Annotated in this window: 17 protein-coding genes; 3 read left to right on the top strand and 14 right to left on the bottom strand. The window is 47.3% G+C overall.

Features of this window, described 5'->3' with window-relative positions:
* Positions 1 to 127: 127 nt before the first annotated feature.
* The 3 genes from L6442_RS11080 to L6442_RS11070 all read right to left on the bottom strand — a co-directional run bounded on the left by L6442_RS11080 (position 128) and on the right by L6442_RS11070 (position 3707).
* Positions 128 to 1666: an extracellular solute-binding protein gene (locus L6442_RS11080; RefSeq protein ID WP_212978510.1), complete on the bottom strand. Its 1539-nt coding sequence runs from the start codon at positions 1664 to 1666 to the stop codon at positions 128 to 130.
* 181 nt (positions 1667 to 1847) lie between these two features.
* The gene (locus L6442_RS11075; protein WP_373871811.1) at positions 1848 to 2726 is read right to left on the bottom strand and encodes a carbohydrate ABC transporter permease; all 879 of its coding nucleotides are present in this window, start codon (positions 2724 to 2726) and stop codon (positions 1848 to 1850) included.
* 69 nt (positions 2727 to 2795) lie between these two features.
* Positions 2796 to 3707, bottom strand: a complete 912-nt coding sequence (locus tag L6442_RS11070) for an ABC transporter permease subunit (RefSeq protein WP_237100283.1) — start codon at positions 3705 to 3707, stop codon at positions 2796 to 2798.
* A 361-nt stretch (positions 3708 to 4068) separates the two neighbouring features.
* Between L6442_RS11070 and L6442_RS11065 the strand changes: the two genes are divergently transcribed.
* The gene (locus L6442_RS11065) at positions 4069 to 6309 is read left to right on the top strand and encodes a helix-turn-helix domain-containing protein (RefSeq protein ID WP_212978512.1); all 2241 of its coding nucleotides are present in this window, start codon (positions 4069 to 4071) and stop codon (positions 6307 to 6309) included.
* Between the two features lie 66 nt (positions 6310 to 6375).
* Here the strand turns inward: L6442_RS11065 and L6442_RS11060 are convergent, their stop codons facing one another.
* The 10 genes from L6442_RS11060 to L6442_RS11010 all read right to left on the bottom strand — a co-directional run bounded on the left by L6442_RS11060 (position 6376) and on the right by L6442_RS11010 (position 16899).
* On the bottom strand, positions 6376 to 7290 hold the full coding sequence (locus L6442_RS11060) for a patatin-like phospholipase family protein (RefSeq protein WP_212978513.1): 915 nt from the start codon (positions 7288 to 7290) through the stop codon (positions 6376 to 6378).
* 223 nt (positions 7291 to 7513) lie between these two features.
* Positions 7514 to 9160 carry a family 10 glycosylhydrolase gene (locus L6442_RS11055; RefSeq protein WP_212978514.1) on the bottom strand — a complete coding sequence of 549 codons (1647 nt, stop codon included), beginning with the start codon at positions 9158 to 9160 and terminating at the stop codon, positions 7514 to 7516.
* A 139-nt stretch (positions 9161 to 9299) separates the two neighbouring features.
* On the bottom strand, positions 9300 to 9725 hold the full coding sequence (mntR, locus tag L6442_RS11050; protein ID WP_194230296.1) for a transcriptional regulator MntR: 426 nt from the start codon (positions 9723 to 9725) through the stop codon (positions 9300 to 9302).
* 318 nt (positions 9726 to 10043) lie between these two features.
* Entirely contained in the window at positions 10044 to 10757 is a 714-nt protein-coding gene (locus L6442_RS11040; protein ID WP_194230297.1) for a cytochrome c biogenesis CcdA family protein, read from the bottom strand.
* A 21-nt stretch (positions 10758 to 10778) separates the two neighbouring features.
* Positions 10779 to 11573, bottom strand: a complete 795-nt coding sequence (locus tag L6442_RS11035) for a metal ABC transporter permease (RefSeq protein WP_373871812.1) — start codon at positions 11571 to 11573, stop codon at positions 10779 to 10781.
* 48 nt (positions 11574 to 11621) lie between these two features.
* Positions 11622 to 12374: a metal ABC transporter ATP-binding protein gene (locus L6442_RS11030; protein WP_212978515.1), complete on the bottom strand. Its 753-nt coding sequence runs from the start codon at positions 12372 to 12374 to the stop codon at positions 11622 to 11624.
* Between the two features lie 77 nt (positions 12375 to 12451).
* Complete coding sequence (locus L6442_RS11025; RefSeq protein WP_212978581.1) at positions 12452 to 13357, bottom strand: metal ABC transporter substrate-binding protein; 906 nt, start codon at positions 13355 to 13357, stop codon at positions 12452 to 12454.
* Between the two features lie 244 nt (positions 13358 to 13601).
* Positions 13602 to 15575, bottom strand: coding sequence for a methionine--tRNA ligase (metG, locus tag L6442_RS11020; RefSeq protein WP_212978516.1), 1974 nt, complete (start codon positions 15573 to 15575; stop codon positions 13602 to 13604).
* Positions 15576 to 16157: 582 nt separating this feature from the next.
* Positions 16158 to 16430, bottom strand: a complete 273-nt coding sequence (gene yidD, locus L6442_RS11015) for a membrane protein insertion efficiency factor YidD (protein WP_212978517.1) — start codon at positions 16428 to 16430, stop codon at positions 16158 to 16160.
* A gap of 1 nt (position 16431) precedes the next feature.
* Positions 16432 to 16899: a Fur family transcriptional regulator gene (locus L6442_RS11010; protein ID WP_212978518.1), complete on the bottom strand. Its 468-nt coding sequence runs from the start codon at positions 16897 to 16899 to the stop codon at positions 16432 to 16434.
* 281 nt (positions 16900 to 17180) lie between these two features.
* On the opposite strand from L6442_RS11010, the gene L6442_RS11005 reads away from it, so the two are divergent.
* A complete protein-coding gene (locus tag L6442_RS11005; protein ID WP_212978519.1) occupies positions 17181 to 18215 on the top strand; it encodes an ABC transporter permease in 1035 nt (344 codons plus the stop codon).
* Position 18216: 1 nt separating this feature from the next.
* The gene (locus tag L6442_RS11000) at positions 18217 to 18891 is read left to right on the top strand and encodes an ABC transporter ATP-binding protein (protein WP_212978520.1); all 675 of its coding nucleotides are present in this window, start codon (positions 18217 to 18219) and stop codon (positions 18889 to 18891) included.
* Between the two features lie 146 nt (positions 18892 to 19037).
* Here the strand turns inward: L6442_RS11000 and L6442_RS10995 are convergent, their stop codons facing one another.
* Positions 19038 to 21440, bottom strand: coding sequence for a copper amine oxidase N-terminal domain-containing protein (locus L6442_RS10995; protein WP_212978521.1), 2403 nt, complete (start codon positions 21438 to 21440; stop codon positions 19038 to 19040).
* Positions 21441 to 21509 lie beyond the last annotated feature (69 nt).

The following is a 21509-nucleotide window of genomic DNA, read 5'->3' as shown; positions in this document are numbered from 1 at the left end:
ATTTCCCATTCGTTATCGCTTTGAAAAATGACTGCCAATCCAAGCATGACCTGCATTCGGAGCTTAAGTTATTAACCGTTGTATACTCTCTCTTACCTCCTTTCTATTGCCTTCTCGGCTACGGTTGCTATTTTTGAGCCAAAAAGGCGTCGATTTGCTTCTGCAGCTCGACCTGAATCTTTTTGACGTAGCCTTCGCCTTCTGCTTTCAGCTTGTTCCACTGCTCGGCCGGATCAAAGACGCCATCGAACAAAGCATTGTAGTATTTATCTTCAACCGCATTATAGAGTGATATTTCGTTCATAACAGGCCCCGGGTCGAAGGAGAAACCGGTTAATATGCTTGACGTCAAATTATCCGCATTTTTATTGAATTGATAATGCGCAATCGAATCCGCATCAAATCCGGCGTTTAACCGGTCTGTCGTCGGATTCCAGATCCATGCATACGGGAAGTACGAATAACCGGAACCGATTTGCTCGTATTGATCGTCGCCTTTTGCCTTGTAATGCGTACCTTCGATCCCGTAAGCGAGCAGATCGTAATTTTCCTTCTGGGCGGCCCAATTCAAAAACATCATGGCACGCTCTTTATTTTTGCTGACTTTCGGGATCGCCTGAAAGTTTGCTTGTTTGAAATTCGTAATGTTTTTTCCTTTTTCCGACTTGATAAAAGTGACCGCTTCCAATTCCGCGCCTGGTACATTGCGTGCTACCGCTGTTTCAAACTGAGTAGGAACACCGAATTCATTGTAGACTGCCACGGCAATTTTGCCGGATTCGATCACCGAATTGACATCCTTCAGTGCAAGAATGTCCGGATGAATAAGCCCATCCGTATAGAGCTTTCTCGCCTCTTCAATCCAGGACCATACCCGCGGCTCCATCTCGTCAAAAAGGTTATATACTTTGCCGTCGTTATTTTTGTAGTACAAGACAAGGCTTTGCCCGAGCGCATCCGATCTCAGAATTTGCGGATCATATTCCATGAAAGCTCTGAAAGCGCCCCACGACACGTCCTTTTGTCCCGGTTGGCCGTAAGCGAGCAGCGGGATGACATCCTTTTCGTTTTCTTTCACCTTGTATGCGAACTGTATCAGATCGTCATACGTTTTGATCGGCGGCAGACCGTATTTTTCACGAAGATCTTTGCGGACCAGATACGTTCTTCCCGCCAGATGGGTATTGCCCAAAGGCAGCGCATAAATTTTGCCCTGGAATTTATTTGCGTCAAACATTTGCTGCGATCGGACTTTGAGCGCATCCTGCCCGTATTTGTCCAGCAAATCTTCCAACGGTTCATAGTACCCCGAGCTGATCATCTGCTCCATATGCAGCCACGGCGCATCGAAGATCAGATCGACACTTTCGCCGGAAGCGAGCATCATCTGCGTTTTCTGGGCCAAATCGGACCAGGGCACGAAGACAATATCGAGCTTGACATTAAGCGTATCGGCCATTCTTCGCTCAGCTTCCTTGATGACGACATCCATATCGGCCGGGCGGTCGCCAGGCAGTACAATCTTCAGTGTAACCGGATCGAGCTTCCCGCCTGAGCCCGCGCTTACATTGCCTGGGGAAGAATCGCCTGATTTGCTGCACCCGATGATTCCTGTCATTACCAGAAAAAATGCCAACATCATTGCCATAATCTTTTTGGTTTTCATTTTTGACCTCCTAAAAGTTTTTGCGTGCTGCTTTGAATAGGCGACTAAGTTAAGCAAAAACTTGCTTCGAAAGCATATGCTTTGTTTTTGCGTGCTGCTTTGAATAGACAAACATTTCACCCGGCTGCCTTCATCCGTTCAATTATTGGTTCAACTTGTATAGATAAGCAAAAATTTGTAGCTAACCTTTCAAGGCGCCGATTGTAATCCCCTTCACAAAAAATTTCTGAGTGAATGGATACAGCAAAATAATCGGACCGATCGTCAAACATACGGTCGCTAATTGTACGCCATAAGTTGGCAATGGCTGCGTATACGTTGTTTGGCTGCCGCTGACATACGCACCGATATTGATGTTGGAAATAAGCTGACGGATCATCATTTGCAGCGGATGCAGCTTGTAATCGTCGATGAACAAGAGCGCCAGAAAGAAATCGTTCCAGTATTGCAAGGCGTAGAATAAACTGACTGTCGCGATAACCGGCTTCGAGATTGGAATAATGATTTTAAAGAAAATCGTGAGATCATTGGCTCCATCCACCGTCGCCGCCTCATTAATCTCGTAAGGCAACGTTCGAAAAAAAGAAACCATAATAAAAGCGAAAAACGGATTCAAAACGTATGGAAGAATCAGCGCCCATAACGTATCCTTGAGACCAAGCCAGTTGGCGACGAGGATATAAAACCCGACCAGCCCGGTGCCGAAAATCATCGTAAAATAAGTGAGAAACGACAGGATATTGCGGTATCTCACTTTCGGATGAGCCAGCGTATAGGCGTACATGGAAGTAACCGCGACGGCGAGAATGGTTCCCGCAACGGTTACGCTAGTAGATACAATATAGCTGCTTAAGACCTGCTTGCCTTCCAGCAAATATTGATAGGAAGCCAGAGAAAACTCTTTCGGGAACAGCTGATAGCCATGCAGCTTGATGTTCGACTCTGCGGCAAAGGAATTAATCAGCACCAGCCAGAATGGAAGAAAGCAAGCCAATGCAAACGCGCCTGTGAATATATAGATAAAGATCATAAATATTTTTTCGGATAAGGAGCTGCCCATCTTTCCCCTTTTTGCTTCCATCGTCCTGATTTGAACGAGTGAATTTTCCATGTCCATCCCCGCTTTCTGTTAGAACAAACTAGAATCCTTATCGATTTTTTTCGCTATCGCATTAAAAAGCACGATCGTCACAAGCCCCATAACGGCCTGATACAAAATTACGGCGGATGATTTGCTGAAATCACCTAATTGGCGAAGCGCCCGGAATGAGTAGGTGTCGATAACATCGGTCGTCGGATACAACGGCGCATTATCGCCGATAATCCCGTAAATCATCCCGAAATCGCCGTAGAAAATGCGGCCGACCCCCAGCAAGGCAAGAACGACCAGCACATTGCGGATCAATGGAATCGTAATATGAATGATTTGCTGGTACCTGCTGGCTCCATCGATCCGCGCACTTTCGTAATACTCGCCCGAAATCCCGGTTATGGCAGCCAAAAAGATGATCGAGTAGTATCCGGCAAACTTCCATATATAGATGATCGTGAGTACAGCGGGCCAAATCCCCGGCATTAGGTACCAATTCCCCCCCTGTATGCCGTAAGCAGCCAAAGTGCGGTTAAGAATACCGTCAGTCGTATTCAGAAAAGCGAATACCATCATGCTGACAACCAGCCATGAAATAAAATACGGCATGAAAATAAAGGTTTGCGCCATTTTTTTGAAGACCAGATTCCGTACTTCATTTAGAAAGATCGCCAGCAGCAGAGCAATTCCAAGGCCGCAAACAATAAATAATCCGTTGAGAAAGATCGTATTAAACGTCACCTTGTACCAATCGCTGCCCATGAAGAAAAATTTGAAGTTGTCGAACCTGACCCATTCGCTGCCCCATAAACCGTCTGATAATCGGTATTTTTTGAAAGCGATTAAATAACCGGTCATCGGAAGATAGGCAAATACAAGCAAAAACAGCAATCCGGGAAGCGCCAGGAGATACAAATATTTGTTCTTTAAAATTTCTCTGAATACAGCCACCTTTACACGGGCCTCCTCTCTTGCCACCATTGTAATTCGTTATAATACGACCAAGTTTATGGCATTCCTCTCTGCCCTGTATAGTTCTGATCTAGGAAATGGCTGATCCAAAACAGCCTGCAGGGCAGGTTCTTATTATGGAAATCGGGTATGCAAACCGGAAATAAATGCTCCCTTTAGGCCGGACTTTGCCCAATTTACGGGCAATTTCGCATGAAAAGTGCAAAACTTCGGACTACAACCGGATCCCGTTTTTATGTGTTATACTCGTATTGCATATTTTGGGTTAAGCGCTTCAATCCGGGATCTTGGCTGCTATAATGAATCTTACAAATTTGAATAAAGGACGAGGGGGATGCAAGTGAGCCGGTGGTTTATCCCTAAGCAAACATACATCCGGATTTTCCTGAGTTTATGTATCTTGTTTATCTTGGTCCCTATACCGTTTGTGTACTTGATGTCGCATCAATTCTCCATCTATGCGATGAGGCAAATCGACAAAGTGAACAAAACGGAGATAGCTCATTCCCGAGACAATGCAAAATTCATTTTTAATAAACTCATTTCGTATGGGCTAAACATGTACGCCGACAAAAGCATCCAGTCCTGGATGAGGGCAGGATCGGAATCGCAGGAAGCCCAAGTCGAGGCCATTGAGGCGGCAACCAAATATATGACGACCGAACCCTTCCTCGATAATGTGTATTTGATCAACATGAGGACAAAACACGCCATTGATTTAAAATACGGCATCGCTTCCTTTCCCCAATTTCGCGATCAGGATATGTTGGATCGGGTCAGACAATCCCGAAGCTCCTACTTGCGTTTTTTCGTACATAAAGTGAACGGTACCCAGCAGCTCGCGCTCATTATTCCGACAGTGCCCTCCGGACAGCAATCATTTGGCTATCTCGCCCTTATCTTGAATGACAATTTGATGCAGCAATATTTGCTCAAAGGGGATTCCAGCCAGGAAATCCGGTCGTTCATTCTTGACAAAAGCGGACAGGTCATGCTCGGCCCTCAGGATTCGGAAGACCTGTATGCCGGATTAACCGTCAATTCAGTGGGCGAAGCAGGCAGTTTTACACGCACCTATGAGGGGGAGTCCTGGGCCGTGCAATACGCAATGATCGAACCTCAAGGCTGGATCATCTATCAAATGGCCAAACTGGAGGGCATGCGTGCCGATTTCAACTCGTTCCGGACAAAATTTGTCATCGTCGTCGCTGGTCTTGACGCCCTGCTGATTGTCATTTTGTTCTGGAATTCGCGGCGTACCTATAAACCTTTCACGCAGCTGGCGAATCAATTGGAGACAAAATTGGGGCTCCATTCCAAGAACAAGTATAAAGACATTGCCATGGCCGAGTTCAAAGTCATCCGACACGGAATTGAAATGCTGGAGGATCGGATGATTCAACTTGATTCATCCATGCGCGAGCACCAAAATGTAATCAAAGCGGAGTATTTGCGGCAGTGGATCCTTCAAGGAAAGCTGTCATCGCCCGTTACACAGTACCTGCATGAGAATTCCGGGCTGTTTGGGCATGAAGCTCTCTATATAAGTGTCATCCGCATTAATGAATATAGCGCGTTTAATAAAAAGTATAATTTTGCTTCCAGAAAGTTATTGAAATATGCCATCGGCAATATTGCTGAGGAAGTGGTCCGCCGAAACTGGTATGCGGAATCAGTCGATTTGGGGAGCGACCATCTTGTCCTGTTCATATCTGGAGATAACGTTCAGATGGATGAATTAATCGGAGCCATGGAGGAAGCCGGGAAACAGATTAGGCAGTGGACGAATATCCAAGTAACGGTAGCTGTGAGCGGTTCACGGATGTTTAGCGACGATTTGCGCATCGTTTATCAGCATATTCACGAACTGACGATGCTAAAATTCATTTCCGGCGAGGATAAGGTGTTCATTGAGCGCGATTATGAGGATTATATGCACCGCGCCCAGACGCTGAACGATGATTTACTGGATGAGCTTATCAAGCAAATCAGAATGGGAAGAACGGAGAAAATAACGGGGATTCTGGATCTTATATTCGTGCACATGCATGCCATGCATTACATACAAAGCAAATTCCAGCTGCTGTTATTGCTTTACACCTTGTTCAAAACATTCAACAAGCTTCCTTCCATCCAATCCGTGGAAGATATCGAAAAAATGCTAGAGGCGTTTGATACGCTGGGCGAGGTAAGAACATGGCTTGAAAAAGAACTGCTTGACATTATCAACGAAAACGGCAACCGCAAAAGCTCCAGTCGGCGTGAAGAAATCGTGTCCGAAATCGTGGAATACGTCAAGCAAAACCTCCCCGATCCGATGCTTACAATCGAAGATATAGCCGAACATGTCTCATTATCGACAAGGCATGTCCGACAGTTGTTTAAAGAGACCTTCGACCAGACGCTTTCAGACTACATTTTGCAAGAGCGCATCGCCAAGGTCAAGGAACTGCTGTTGTCAACGAACTGGCCCGTCACAGATGTTGGAATGCGAGCCGGTTTTCAAACAAAAAGCCATTTCTTCACCGTGTTCAAAAAAGCGACCGGCATGACGCCAACTCAATTCCGTGACAGGCAGTGAGCGCCGATGAAAACGGGTTTAGCCGCACGAATAAAACCACTCATTCCCGGCTTCATGACGCCGATATCACGACGGCTTCCAATTCCTAAAAAATTTCTTACCTGCATTTACGCCGGATTCATACAACTCTGTGATTTTATCCGGTGATATTTGGAATTGGGTCGTCCCTACGCCTAGCGTCGGGATTTTGATCGTCCTGAACCGGTTTACCTGCTCGATGTATCTTTCATCATGGGCGGAAAGCATCGTCTCGAACATCGCCGTCAGCATGCTGATCGGCCCTCTGATGATATGTGGTCTGCCGGTGGTTCGCCCGACCATTTGGAATCCGATGGTTTGCAGCTGCGGTTGGCCTGGCGGGACGTCAAACAGCCATAGCGGGAAATTGCTGAGAAGTCCGCCATCGACAACATATACAAATTGATCTTTAAAAGATTTCCCGCGGGCCGCCTGTCCGCACATCCTTAAAATCACCGGATCGAAGAAGTACGGTATGCTCGTACTCATGCGGACGGCCTTGGACACCTCGAAAGTTGCCGGATTCATTCCCAGCTTGATCAAATCATCAGGAAGTACTAGGATTTTTCCATTCGTAATATCCGAAGCGATAATCATCAGCTTGCCTGGAGGAATATCCGAGAAAGTCCGTATTCCCTTTGATTTTAAAATGTTATAGATCCAATATTCCAGCGCTTCTCCGGAATAGAGCCCTTTTTTGATCCACAGCCGTATCGCGGGTCCGATAATTTTTATATTGAAAATGGGAGCTCTGTACAAAAAAGAAGCATAAGGAGTCGCCTTGACGATTTCGCTCATTTCATCTGCCGTGAATCCGGCCGCAAGCAGCGCAGCCACAATCGAACCCGAAGAGGTGCCCGCTACACGGTTAAAAACGACTCCCGAATCTTCCGCCGCCTTAACCGCCCCCGCAAGCGAGATGCCTTTAACGCCACCGCCCTCGAAAACCGCATTAATGAGCATAGGAAAACCCCCGTCCTCATGTATTCAACATAATCTATGAGAACGGGGGTCGATTCATGACAGATCGCTTTTGATCACGAAGTGAATCAGGAAGCGGACACGGCATCGAAACTTGAATTCAGCCGGGCCTTACGGTGCTCACGTACCAAAAGTACGCTCCGCTCCTCAGTCCCTAACTTCATCCAATCTTCTCGGTGCTGAAAACCGACAGTTATAAGGTTATTTATTGTTGATAATATGCGGCAAGCGCCTGAACAAGTCCGAGCGGGTTATTTATCAGATTGCCAGCTCTGAAGAAAATGTTGCCTTTTACTTCCGGATATTGGGTGTTGTACTGTAATTGATTGATGATTTCTTGCGAGCTCTGCCAGCCCGCTTCCGACGTTCCAAGCTTGTAGGCAGCCTGGCCGATATACAGATTGACACCCGTACCTTTGACTTCGTTTACCCACCAATCGACAAGCTTATCGTATTGCGCATTTTTAAAGGACATGCTCCAATAAATTTGCGGCGCTACATAATCGATCCAATGATTTTGAATCCATGTTCTGACATCCGCGAAATAGGAATCATATGCCGTAATGCCGGCTTTTGTATCCGATCCCGTTGAATCGTTTGCTTTATTGCGCCATACGCCAAATGGGCTGATGCCAAATTGTGCGGACGGCTTCGCTGCATGTATCGACTGGCCGAGCTGCTGCACAAACCGGTTAATGTTGTCGCGGCGCCAATTATCTTTGGAAAGGCCTGACGAGTTGTAGGTTTTATAAGTGGCGTCGTCATTAAAAGTACCGCTGGTCGGATAGAAATAATCATCCAAATGAACGCCGTCAATATTATATTTGTTCACGACTTCCATCACGACATCGATAATATGCTGGCGTGCTTCCGGAATTCCCGGATTGATGATCAGCTGATTATTCGCCGGTACGATCCAATCCGGATGTTCGATGGCGACATGATTAGCAGCCAATTTGCTTGTAGCGGTATCCATGCTGGCCCGGAACGGGTTAAACCAGGCATGGAATTGCATTCCCCGCTTATGGGCTTCATCAATCATGAACTGCAGCGGGTCATAACCCGGATCTTTGCCTTGCGTACCGGTCAAATATTTGGACCAAGGCACGAGCTGCGAAGGGTAGAACGCATCGCCTGCAGGACGTACTTGCACGTAAACGGCATTAATGCCGATGGTTTGCAGCTTGTCCAGCATCGCGGTAAATTCCTGTTTCTGCTGTTCCTCTTTCCCCACGGATTTCGTTGTGGGCCAATCCAGATTCGCTACGGTAGAAATCCAGGCGCCATGCAGACCTTGTGTCTGCTGTCCATTTCCTTGGCCGGGATTAGGTTGTTGCGGCTGATTCGGTTGATTAGGTTGGTTCGGCTCTACCGGGTCGGGACGGTTAGGTATGTATTGGCCGGAATACATCACGATGCTTTGCTCCGCTTGATTCCAGTTTACCTGAAGGCCCAGGTTCTCACCTACAAAACGCAGAGGCACCATCGTTCTGCCGTTTTTGATTTCGACGGATGCATCCAAATCGACATTGTTTCCGTTAACCAAAGCGGTCTTCTTCCCTTTGGTGAGGGACATCGTCGAACCGTTCTGCTGAATCACGACGGTTTTTTCCGTATGGTTCCAGTTCACAAATGCCCCTAATCCCTGGCTAATCACGGCAAGAGGCACCATCGTAACATCAACTCCCGGTATGATATACGGGGATACGTCACTGTTGATTGAATTTCCATCCAACGTGATGCTGATGGAGCGTTTTGTTGATTGCGCTTGAACAGAGCGGCCGGTCACAGGCAGCAATAAAATCAAGACAAGCGCCAGAATCATCCACTTTTGAAACTTCCAATACCTCATTCTAGTAATCCTCCAGACTTGATAGATTTACGAGCAAGAGAAACACCGGAATGGCCGGTGTCCTTGCCGCACTATTTCGATCAGTTCTCATTAAAAACAAAGAGGCATCCGTCTCTTTGGGAAGGGACAAATGCCTGATTTACGAATCTCCCACTAGTTCATTGTGAATGCTCCGCAATTCCTGAAGACGCTGTTCATCCCGGCGGAAATATTCCACAAGCGTTTCGATATGCGTGATGGAATCCCAGCTCAAATGATGCTCGATTCCTTCCACGTCCGTATAGATATGCTCATCGGATACACCGATCATCGTCAAAAACTCTTCCAAAAGTTGATGGCGGTCCACTAAACGTTTACCCACTTTTTTGCCTTTGCTGGTCAAGACAAGTCCGCGGTATTTCTCATAAATCAAGTATTCATCCTTATCCAGCTTTTGAATCATTTTGGTGACGGATGAAGGATGAACCTCAAGGCCTTCGGCAATATCCGAGACGCGAGCATACCCCTTTTCATCAATCAGCTTGTAGATGCGCTCCAAATAATCTTCCATGCTCGGCGTTGGCATCTGCTTCCCTCTTTTCTCTTTTTAAGCAATCAATCATAAAAAAAATCCTGCTCTTGTAATGATACATGTTTCCGTAAGGACTTGGCAAGTCCTGCCGAGAAACCGCCTTATTTCCACGCTTGCCTCAAATGCTTCATTACGCCATTCCGGTCTCTGCCAGCTGCATGGGTCATTTCCATTATGGTTATCTTTAAACTACGCTCGGGGCCATGCCGTATGTGCGTGTCTACGCCAATATCGAAGAAATTACGCCCTGCGCGAATTTAGCACAGAGCGTATTTTTGAGCATTTTCCATCGGCTGCAATCGATTACTTCACTTAGAATTTCAGCCAATCCGGGGTAATCATCTGCAGCCAGATCGTAATTTTGGTCATTTGGTTCGTAAACAACAGAACGCCCATCAGCAGCATCAATGCGCCGCCGATCTTCATCATGAGGCCCGAATACTTTACGATCCACTTTGTCGATCCGATAAAAAAAGCCAAAACGAAAAACGGTACGGCAAATCCCAGCGTATAGGCCGTAATCAGCGAAAACCACGAACCGGGCTGCGTTGCCGCAAGTCCGATGATCGCGGTGAGAATGGGTCCGACGCAAGGAGACCATCCTGCAGAAAAACCGATTCCGAAAATAAAAGATCCTATGTATCCGGCAGGCTTGAATTTCAGGTCCATCTTATAATCGCGCATCAGAAATTTAGGCTGGAATATGCCAAGCAGAAACAGTCCCATGACAATAATCAAAATAGCGGATAGCTGGCGGATCAGATCGCGGTTATTATAGAAAAAGTTGCCCAAAAAACCCGCGCTGACGCCAAGCGTGTAAAAAACGACGGAAAAACCTAAAATAAATGCGAGCGTATGCGTCATGGTCCGGAACCGGACTTCCCGTTTGTTCTGCTCCGTTTTGAGCTGCTGTACCGACATGCCTGTAATATAGGATAAATACGACGGATACAGCGGCAGGCAGCACGGAGAAATGAAGGAAGCCAGCCCCGCCAAAAACGCGATCCCAATATTCAAGTTTGACAATGCCGTTCCTCCTACAATGTTCTATATCGAAAAACCTTTTTTGCCGGCCATGGTCAAAATAAGCAGTGCAATCAATAGAAGAACGATCGTTGCCCCTGGCGCCAAATTCCAAATGCCGGCGATGACGAGTCCGATAATGACGGCAATTTCGGAAATGACGACGGATAATATGACGGAGGATTTGAAGCTTCTCGCAATCAGCAGACTGATGGCAACCGGAATGGTCAGCAGAGCCGAAACCAGCAGCGCCCCCACAATTTTGATCGCCGTGCTGATGACAAGCGCCGTTAATACGGTTATCAGCATGTTGAGCAGTCGCACAGGCAGTCCATTGACGCTCGCGGCATCTTCCTCAAAGCTGAGCAGAAAAAACTCTTTGAAAAACAAAAGAATCACGACGACGACAACCAGCGTAACGGCTCCAACCACATACAAATCCTGCGTATCCAACGTATAAATGCTTCCGAACAAATAACTCATCACATCTGTATTGTAACCCATACCGAGTGTAAAAAACAAAGAGGCAAGCGCGACTCCGCCGGACATAATGATCGCGATGGACAACTCTGCGTAACTTTTATAGGCTTTCCGCAGTTTTTCGATCGCAAAGGATGCAAGTACGGCGAAAACAAGCCCGGTACCCAGCGGATACACCTCGATCAAGAACCCCAGGGCTACGCCAGCTATGGTTACATGCGCTAACGTGTCCCCGATCATGGACAATCTGCGGAGCACCAAAAAAATACCGATAAGCGGAGCAGTGATCCCGATCAGAATACCGCCGGTCAAAGCCCGCTGAAAAAAATCACTTAGCATAATATCGATAGCCAAATAAAACGACTCCTTCTTGCAAAAATATCCGGATCAGGACAGCGAATGCTGCAGATCGCGAACTTCGCAATTTTGTATTTCATGGGAATGGCGGACGTAGAATTGGATGCTGCCGCTCGACTGCTTCGGCTCTTTACCCAGGTAATTTTCCATCATGTACATATCATGGGATACCATCAGAAACGTCATGTGATGATGCTGATGCATATGAGTGATCAATTCGAAGAAATCGGCCTGGGTTTTGGCGTCAATCCCGACGGTAGGCTCATCCAAAATAAGCAGATCCGGATGATTGATCATCGCTCTGGCCAAAAAAGCCCGCTGCTGCTGCCCGCCCGAAAGCTCCCCGATCCTTTTGCCGGCGATCGACTGGATGCCCATCACCTCAAGCGCATCATCGCATTGCTGCTGCTGGCTTTTGCTGACTCTGCGGAACAGATTTTTCTTATTGTACAATCCTGATAATACGACCTCTCTTACCGTTGCCGGAAAAAGCGGATTAAACGCTTTTTTTTGCGGGACGTAACCAATCCGTTCCCAGTCCTTGAATTTCCGGATCGGTTCGCCGAATAACTTGATTTCTCCTTGTGCCATAGGCAGCAATCCCACAATCATCCGCAGCAAAGTGGATTTACCCGCACCATTTGAACCGATAATGCCGACAAAATCCCTTTCCTTGACGGCAAAACTTAAATCTGAAATGACCTGTTGATCACGGTAGGAAAAAGAAATATGTTCAAGCTCTACCACAGGTTGATGACATTCATCGCTGCTTGGCGTAAACATGTGACACCCACCCTTTCTTAAAAATTGCCTATCTCAAGCTCAATATGGAAATTAGAGTTCTAATACTTTGCCATTGACTATTGCAGCGCCAATATCAGGTTCTGCAAATTTTTGCGCATCAGCGAAAAATAATCATCTCCCTGCTTCAGCTGCTCCTCCGTAAGCCCCTCAACAGGGTTCAACACCAACACTTCCGCACCCGTTTCCGATGCCAATGTTTTGGCCAAGCGATCCGATACCAATTCCTCGAAAAAGATATAATGAATGCCCTCTTCCTTCACCAATTTGGAAAGGTTCAGCAAGTCCTGAGCCCGCGGTTCGGCATCCGGAGACAACCCCATGATTGCATGTTGGGTGAGCCCGTAATCCCGGGCCATATAACCAAAAGCTTCATGCGACACGACGATCTCCTTGCGCGGCATTGCCGCCAGCTTGGAACTGAACTCTCCATCCAGCTCTTCCAGCTTTTTTTTCAGATCCATATATCGGCTCGTATATGCTTCTTTATGGGCAGGATCGGCCTCGATGTAGCTTTCCTTCATATTTTCGGCCATGATCATAGCCGATTTAGGGCTAACCCATGTATGCGGATCAATATGATGTCTCGTTTGCGGCCCTTCACCCTCATGATGCTGATCCTTTTCCTCATCCGCTTCAATCAGCTTGATTCCCTGACTGACTTCAACCGCCTTTATCTTGCTGTCGCGGTTCAATCCTTTCAGAAATTGAGGAACCCAACCTTCCAATCCCGCGCCGTTATAGAAAAACAGCTGCGCTTTGGACGTGTTTACGATATCCTGGCTTTTAGGCGTCCAGTCATGAGGTTCGACGCCGGCAGGCAGCAGGTTGATGACGTTGGCATCATCTCCGCCGATTGCTTTGGCAAATTCATATATCGGATAAAACGTCGTCACGACATTGACCTTTCCTTCAACGATTTTCGCCTGATTTTCCGGACCGCAACCTGCGGCGGCTATCCCCATCAGCAGGACGAGGACCCATAGCGGTATGGTCCGGAACCATGAATTCTTTTTCACTGTTTGAAACCTTCCTTAATCGTAATTTTTACTAATAAATTATAGAATGGGCATTGAAAATTTGTCAACTACTTGATTTTCGCTTCAATCAGGCGCGATCAAAAAAAGACGGAATACCTTATACGTTACAAAGGTACTCCATCTTTATTATTCCAATATTTGGCCTCTTTCAGACCAAGCTAACCCGGGTTTACTTCACAACCGCTCCGTTTGGCATGCTGTCAGGCACAGTCGCCAAGGTCAATTGATCACCCTTGGAAGCGGCGAGAATCATCCCTTGAGATAGTTCGCCGCGCAGTTTCACCGGCTTCAGGTTGGTTACGCAAATCACTTTGCGCCCCACGAGCTCCTCCGGCGTGTAAAATTTCGCAATGCCGGAAACAACCTGACGCTGCTCGAAACCGAGGTCGAGCTGAAGCTTCAACAGTTTGTCTGCTTTTTTCACAGGCTCTGCCGCAATGACCTGAGCCACGCGAAGCTCAACCTTGGCGAAGTCTTCAATGCCGATTTCCTCTTTCAGTTCCGGCGCTTCTTCAGCCGTTTCCGCTGGTTTCGCCGCTTCTTCAGCCGCCGCCGGAGCCCCTCCGGTCATGGCTTCCTTAATATAAGTAACCTCTTGTTCTACATCCAGTCGAGGGAAGATCGGATTTCCTTTCACCAGTTTGGTTCCTGCCGGAATTAGGCCAAACGTTTTTCCGCTGTCCCAAGCCGTGAGCTGACCTTCTTCGATGCCTAGCTGCTCCCAAATTTTACGCGGAGCCTGAGTCAGGAACGGCTGCAGCAAGATGGAGGCAATGCGCAGGCTTTCCACCAGATGCGCCATGACGGAAGCAAGCTCACCGCGTTTCTCCTCGTCTTTGGCGAGTGCCCATGGCTGGGTTTCGTCGATATATTTATTGCTGCGGCTGATAAACTGGCTGATCGCCGTCAGCGCTACCGAAAATTCCATGTTTTCCATGGCTTCTTCCACTTTGTTGTAAACGGTCTGCGCAGCTGCTTCCAAATCGGCATCAAATGCGGTTACTCCCGGCTGGTAAGCAGGCACGAGCCCCTCAAAGTATTTATCAACCATCGCGACCGTACGGTTCAACAGGTTGCCGAGATCATTGGCCAGATCGGAGTTGACGCGTTCCACAAAGCTTTCAGGCGTAAAGGTGCCGTCGGCTCCAAATGGGACTTCGCGGAGCAAGTAATAACGCAGCGTGTCGAGCCCATAGCGGTCAATCAACGTAACCGGGTCAACGACATTGCCTTTCGATTTGGACATTTTGCCGTCTTTCATCAGCAGCCATCCATGCGCAAAAACTTTTTTCGGCAGCGGCAGGTCCAGCGCCATCAGAATAATCGGCCAATAGATCGTATGGAAACGGACAATTTCCTTACTCATCAAATGGACATCCGCAGGCCAGTATTTATCAAACAGCGTAGCATCTTCGGAGCCGTATCCGAGTGCCGTGATATAGTTAAGGAGCGCATCAATCCACACATACACGACATGCTTCGGATCGCTTTTGACCTTAACGCCCCATTCATAGGTCGTGCGGGATACGGCTAAGTCTTCAAGGCCAGGTTTAATGAAATTGTTGACCATCTCATTTTTGCGGGACACCGGCTGGATGAAATCCGGATGTTCTTCATAGTATTGAAGCAGGCGGTCCACATATTTGCTCATGCGGAAGAAATAGCTTTCTTCTTTAACGCGCTCAACAGGGCGGCCGCAGTCCGGACATTTGCCGTCAACGAGTTGTCTTTCCAGGAAAAAGGATTCGTCCGGCGTACAATACCAGCCTTCATATTCGCCTTTGTAGATATCCCCTTGCACAAGCAAGCGTTCAAACACTTCCTGAACGACTTTCGTATGGCGCGGCTGGGTCGTGCGGATAAAATCATCATTGGAGATATCGAGTTTCTTCCACAATTCCTTAATGCCTGCCACGATATCGTCGACGAACTGCTGCGGCGTTTTGCCTGCTTCGGCCGCTTTGCGTTCGATTTTTTGTCCATGCTCGTCCGTTCCGGTCAAATAACGCACGTCATATCCGCGGAGTTTCTTGTAGCGGACCATCGCATCGCCGGCAACAGTAGTGTAGGCATGGCCGATATGCAGTTTGTCGCTTGGATAATAAATCGGTGTTGTCAGGTAAAACGTCTTTTTCTCGGACATTCTTCAGTTCATCCTCCTAAAATACTTCCATTTTTTTGCTGGAACACAGAAACTTAAAATAAGTGTTCAAAAAGGTCGGTTTTCAGCACCGAGAAGATTGGATGAAGATAGGGACTGAGGAGCGGAGCGTACGTTCTGGGTACGTGAGCACCGGAAGGCCCGGCTGAATTCAAGATTCGATGTCGAATCCGCTTCCTGATTCACTTCGTGATCAAAAGCGGACTTTTTGAACAACCTCTTAAAAAGACAAAAAAACCCTGCCCCATATGGGACGAGAGTTCTCTCACGTGTTACCACCCAAATTCCCCGCTTCCTCCCGGAAGACAGGCTCCATCGGTTCCTTCGGCTTGCGCCGGTTACCGTCCATTAACGCTGGAACACGCCGCTCCTTTACGTCAACCGAACTGCATCTTTCATATCGGTTTATCGCTCAAAAGCAGTTCCTCCGGGACCATCTTCAGTGAACGTCTTAGACCGGTTCTCAGCATTTCCGGCTCTCTGTACTAAGCTTAAGTTCTCCTACTCATCCGTTCATTGGACATATCATATATCCCTTAATATACTGAACCTTTCGCCTTAAAGTCAAGTCAGATGACTGCTGCCTTCTTGCGGGCGTTTATCGCGTTTCTCCTTGCGGGGCGGAACAGGGTCGAGCCCTCCCGGGTGAAACGGCTGGCATTTGGCTATTCGCTTGGCAGCGAGCCAGGAACCTTTTAGCGCTCCATGCACTTCAACCGCTTCCATGGCATACGCGGAACATGTCGGATAGAACCTGCAGGTTGGCGGCTTCAGCGGCGAAATATATTTACGGTAAAAAAGAATCGGACCTTGAACCATTTTACGGGAAAGTCCCATATTATCGTCTCCCGTCAGCTTTGGTCGCCGCCTTGTGCGGGTCTACATCCGAAGTGGAACGCTGGCAGTCCTTACAATATCCGAACACCTCGAATTTATGCGTCACAACCTGAAATTGCTCCGGAGCATCCGTAAAATTCACCGGGCAGAAGTGGATCGGATAGGTTTTTTGGCACTGCAGACAAATCATGTGATGATGGTGATGCTCCTCGCTGCAGCTCGCTTTAAATTTCATGCCGTCCTCGAATACCACCTGCTCCAGCACTCCAAGCTCCTGCATTACCCTTAGATTCCTGTATACCGTATCAAAGCTGAGACCGCTATATTTTTTGCACATAAAATCATAAACATCCTTGGCCGACAAATAACCCGAATGTTCACCAAATAATCTGGCGAGCGTCTTCCGCTGGTCGGTTATGCGCAATCCCTGTTCCGACATGGCGTCAATAATCTGTTCTGTCGAAAGCATAACGCTCATCCTCCCGTTTATATAAAGCACAAATCACTATTTCGGTAACCCTTGCTTTTCCCTGAAAAATCGAATTTTGCAGCATTCTGATACTTTTAATAATGCCTCAAAACGATATTGCAGTCAATCGAAGCAGCGGATGTCCTCAAAAGATTCATTTCGCCGCGGACAGGAATCGCCATCCGCCGTACCCGATTCGCCTTAAATGTAATGTTTCGTTCATACTCCGTTCATAGATTGGGCATATACTGATGCTGTACCAAAGAAATGGAGGAATCATCATGAATATGGCATGGAAAGAAATGAAGAAAAGCAGAGCGAGATTTATTATATTAGGGTCGATCATTTTTCTGGTTAGTTTTTTAACTTTTATCATCTCGGGGTTGGCAAACGGTTTGTCCCAAGATAATGCGGCCCTAATCAAAGATTTGCCCAAGGGACATTTTTATATGAATACCGAAGCGAAACAAACGTATAATCTCTCCAAAATAGATCCAAGCTTACAGGATCAAGTGACTAAGGAATACAAGGATGCCGCGGCATTTTCCATTCAGATGGGCTTTGTGAACGATGCAGGGGACAAGCAGCATACCGTAGCGTTCGTGACTTCGACGGATTCCCCGCTATTCGAAAAAGTCAGTCCGGGGGAAATTGTGTTAGACCGTTCCTTGGAGAAGGATGGCATTAAAGTCGGAGATGTATTAACGAATAATCAGTTCAAGGGTGAGTTCAAAGTCGTTAAATTCGTGGATCAAAAGAAATACAGCCATGCCCCTGTCGCCTTTATCAACATGGATAACTATAAAGAGATTTACCGCACGAAGGGAATGCAGCTGATGTTCATTCCAGGACAAGATAAAGCGCCGTCGATTACGGGACTTGAAGCCTTTTCAAAAAATGAGTTTCTTAACACCATCTCAAGCTATAAGGCGGAAAACATGTCCCTCAATATGATCATTTGGTTTTTGATTGCCATTAGCGGCATGTTGTTCGCCATTTTCTTCTACATGATGAATGTTCAGAAAATCGGATTATACGGCATCCTGAAAGCAATCGGTGTGAAAACGGGCACGCTGTTCCGGATGATGTGGTCTCAGATGTTCTTCATCACTTTGATCGCGCTGCTCTTTTCCATAGCGTTAAGCCAAGGTTTCAATTTGATCGCACCGAAAGGCATGCCGTTCAGTCTGACGGCGAATGCGACCATTCTCTTATCCGTCATTTTCTTAATCATCGGATTTATCGGTTCTACGCTTTCCGGCCTGCAGATTAAAAAAGTGGAACCTCTACAAGCTATTCAACAAGGAGATATGTAACATGACAACTTTCACAATAAAAGACGTCACCAAAACATTTAGCAATGGCGAAGTTACTGAACAAGTACTAAATGGAATCAACCTCTCCCTGCAGGAAGGAGAACTCACAGCTCTCGTAGGTGCATCCGGTTCAGGAAAAAGCACGCTGCTAACCATCGCTGCCGGCCTTCAACGCGCTTCCGGTGGGAATGTGCATTTTGACGGGATCAATATGACCGCGATGACCCAGGAAGAGATTCGCAAGATTCGCGCAAGCAAGTTTGGCTTTGTTTTTCAATCTGCTCACCTGGTACCTTTCCTCACCGTTGAAGACCAGCTTATGCTAATGCTTGATGTGGCAGAGTCCAAAATGAACAAACGCGAGCAAAAGGAAGAAGCAGCAAAAGTTCTCAAGTTAGTCGAAATGGATCATCGGAGACATGCTTATCCTTCTTCTTTATCCGGTGGGGAAAAACAGCGTGTTGCTATCGCCCGCGCCATCATCCACAAACCTAAAATCCTGTTTGCGGATGAACCGACGGCGAGTCTTGACTCGAAGCGTTCCAGAGACGTGATGACGCTCATTCGCGATCTGACCAAAACACTGCATCTTACAACCCTGATGGTCACGCATGATGAAGAGATGCTCCCTTACGCGGATCGCATCATTTCGATGAAGGATGGATTAATTGTATAGTCTCCTCATTACGGAAGTCGTATTAACCAGACAGTTCATTTACGCATTGGAATAAAACGAGGCTGCCCCAACGTCATTGTCTTTCAAGACGTTGGGGCAGCCTCTTCTTTTTAACAGTTGAGAGAATTTAAAATTTCAATAACCTACTACTTCATTTGCGGCAATGGCGTGAGCAGCAGATTGACCGGCAAAAAGCTTCCCGGTGCAGGAGTGAAGATGATCTCTACGCTTTCCTCCGTATAGCCGGTACGATATAATACGCCAGCTTGGTCCGGCGCATAGATCGTCGAATTGTTTGACGCCTGTACGATTTGTCCATTAACGGTAAGGACACCTTTATACAAGCCGCCGCGCGGATTCAATGTAATCAATGTACGCGGAGCTACATGGCTTAATGTAATTTTATACAGTACGCCGAAATTGCCTGCATTGGATGCCTCGGTTCCCAGAATTCCGTCCGTGCCTTTCAGGTTTGGATCCTGGTTATCGTCGCCAAGAATCAGACGTGCCGGAGCAGAGCCAACCGACTCGTCGTAACGAATCAAACGGACGGAGTCGGGATATGTGCCCCGGTTATGAACGTCGCGATCGAGATTCGTCAAATACGGCAGTGTTTGCAGCGGATCCTTGGTATCGTCGATCATAATGAACGTATATTCGATCGGATTATCGCTGACTGCATCGGCAAATACCGAAATCGTGTCGTCCTTCTTCAGTTTGTTTTTGCTGACATCCGTCATAATGACTTTGCTCTCTCCAGGCTCTAAACGGGTAACCTGATTGACGGAGTGATTTTGCATCGATTGGAAATAACGTTCAACAGATACTTTTCCTGTCAGTTCCGGATGCGGGTCCGGTCCAGCCAAGCCAAAGCTATCCATCGTAATTTGGGATGGCTGATCCATGCTTTTATTCGTGGCAATGACATATATCTTCATGTTTCTTCCGGTTGCATTCACGTGGTGAACCATAAAGCGGGTCTTGCCCGAAGCCGTTTCGCGGTACAGAACCCCTTCCGAACGCACCACTTCCGGACTGTTGCTTCGGATCAGCGTGGCAGGTTCCGATGAAATCGAATAAGACAGATTATTCCATTGCGATATGCTGCCGCCATCGAAAGTAAATTTACCGCCAATTTCCGTAAACAGTTTATTAAACTCGTCTTCGGTATACAGCGTTTCATTCGTAATGTTGATGGTCTTTTGGAATTCATCGGTCAAACCGTGTTTATCGGTTACAATCAACCGGATGGTGACTGGACCCGGCTTGAAAAACGCCTTGCGGTCGTTCAACCATTCCCGGTTTACGATCGCATCCTCGTCATCGGTGCTCAGGTCGGTGATCTTAATCTCCTCACCCATTTTGTACGAGTCTTTGTCGGTCGTAAATTTGGCTACAGGCGGTTCATTCTGTTTCAGCACATTAATCGTTACCGAATATGGATCGCTCCATTTGCCGTTGGAATCCTGTACATAGTGCGTTATGGTATGAGGACCAACCTCTTGGAACACTTCTTCTTTGCCTTCCCAACGCTCGTCCGTAATGTCCAAACCGTTAGAGGCTTTGGATTGCGAAGTGTTGTAGGTTACTTGCGTTTCGCCCACATATATTTCGGCAGGTTGAACCGTAAAGGTAGCCACCGGTTTGGTCGAAAGCGTCATAATCACTCTTTTGCCGGCTTGATCCACCTTATAGGGAATATTCAGCGCTTGGGTAATGGAAGTGAGCGGCACCATAAACACATCTTTTTGCTGGTAAGCCGGTCCTTTCATCTTGGTGGCAACGCCGTTCACGCGGTAAACATTGCTGTTCGTTTTAAAGCGGAGTTCGTTGCCGTCCTTAATGATAATCGTTTCTTGAGTCTTGTTGTCATATGTAAGCTTCAATCCTACGCGTTCTACCATAGCCCGGATAGCCACATAGGAAACGCCGTTTTTCACGGTCATGGGCTGGGCTGCAAGATAAAGCTTGCCATCCTGATACATTTTATTGCTGTTCATCATCAGAATCAGTTCATCCGGCCCCGCTTGCACCTCGGTTCCGGTAGCATCTGTTGCATCGGTCGTTGTTCCCGATTTTTCTGGCGTGGTTACGGTTTGACCGTTCTCTCCTTCGGCCTTATCCTTATCCCCCGTGTTTGCGTTTTCGTTTGCGGTTCCCTGATTTTCGCCCTCTTTGGACGTATTTGCCGGGGTACCTTCGGTTTTGCCGGAGTTGTCCGTACTTGATGTTCCGTTATCCCCGCCTTTTGTTTCTCCTGTTGTGGTTGGAGTGTTCCCGGCGGCTGCCTTTTGTTTGTCTTTGTTGTCACCGCTATTGGAACTGTCACCAACTCCTGCTGTGTTGTTCTGCTGCACGTTTGCTGTTCCGTCTGAGCTGTTCGCTGCGTTCTTTGATGTACTGTCCGGGCTGTTCGCTGCGTTCATGGTGATGCCCTGAACCGTCTCAGTCTGAACCGTTACCGCGCTTTCCGCACCTGCGGAAGGAACGACGATTGCAGTCTGAAATGCAGCCAACACAGCAATCGCTGTTAGTTTTTTGAAATTCATGTACAGACTCCTTTATGCTCCCATAGTTCTATCTTACCCTTACAAGAGGTTGTTCAAAAAAATAGGCGT

It is taken from the genome of Paenibacillus azoreducens, from assembly GCF_021654775.1.
GTDB classification, from domain to species: domain Bacteria; phylum Bacillota; class Bacilli; order Paenibacillales; family Paenibacillaceae; genus Paenibacillus_AQ; species Paenibacillus_AQ azoreducens.
This window is presented reverse-complemented; position numbering and strand designations above follow the sequence as displayed.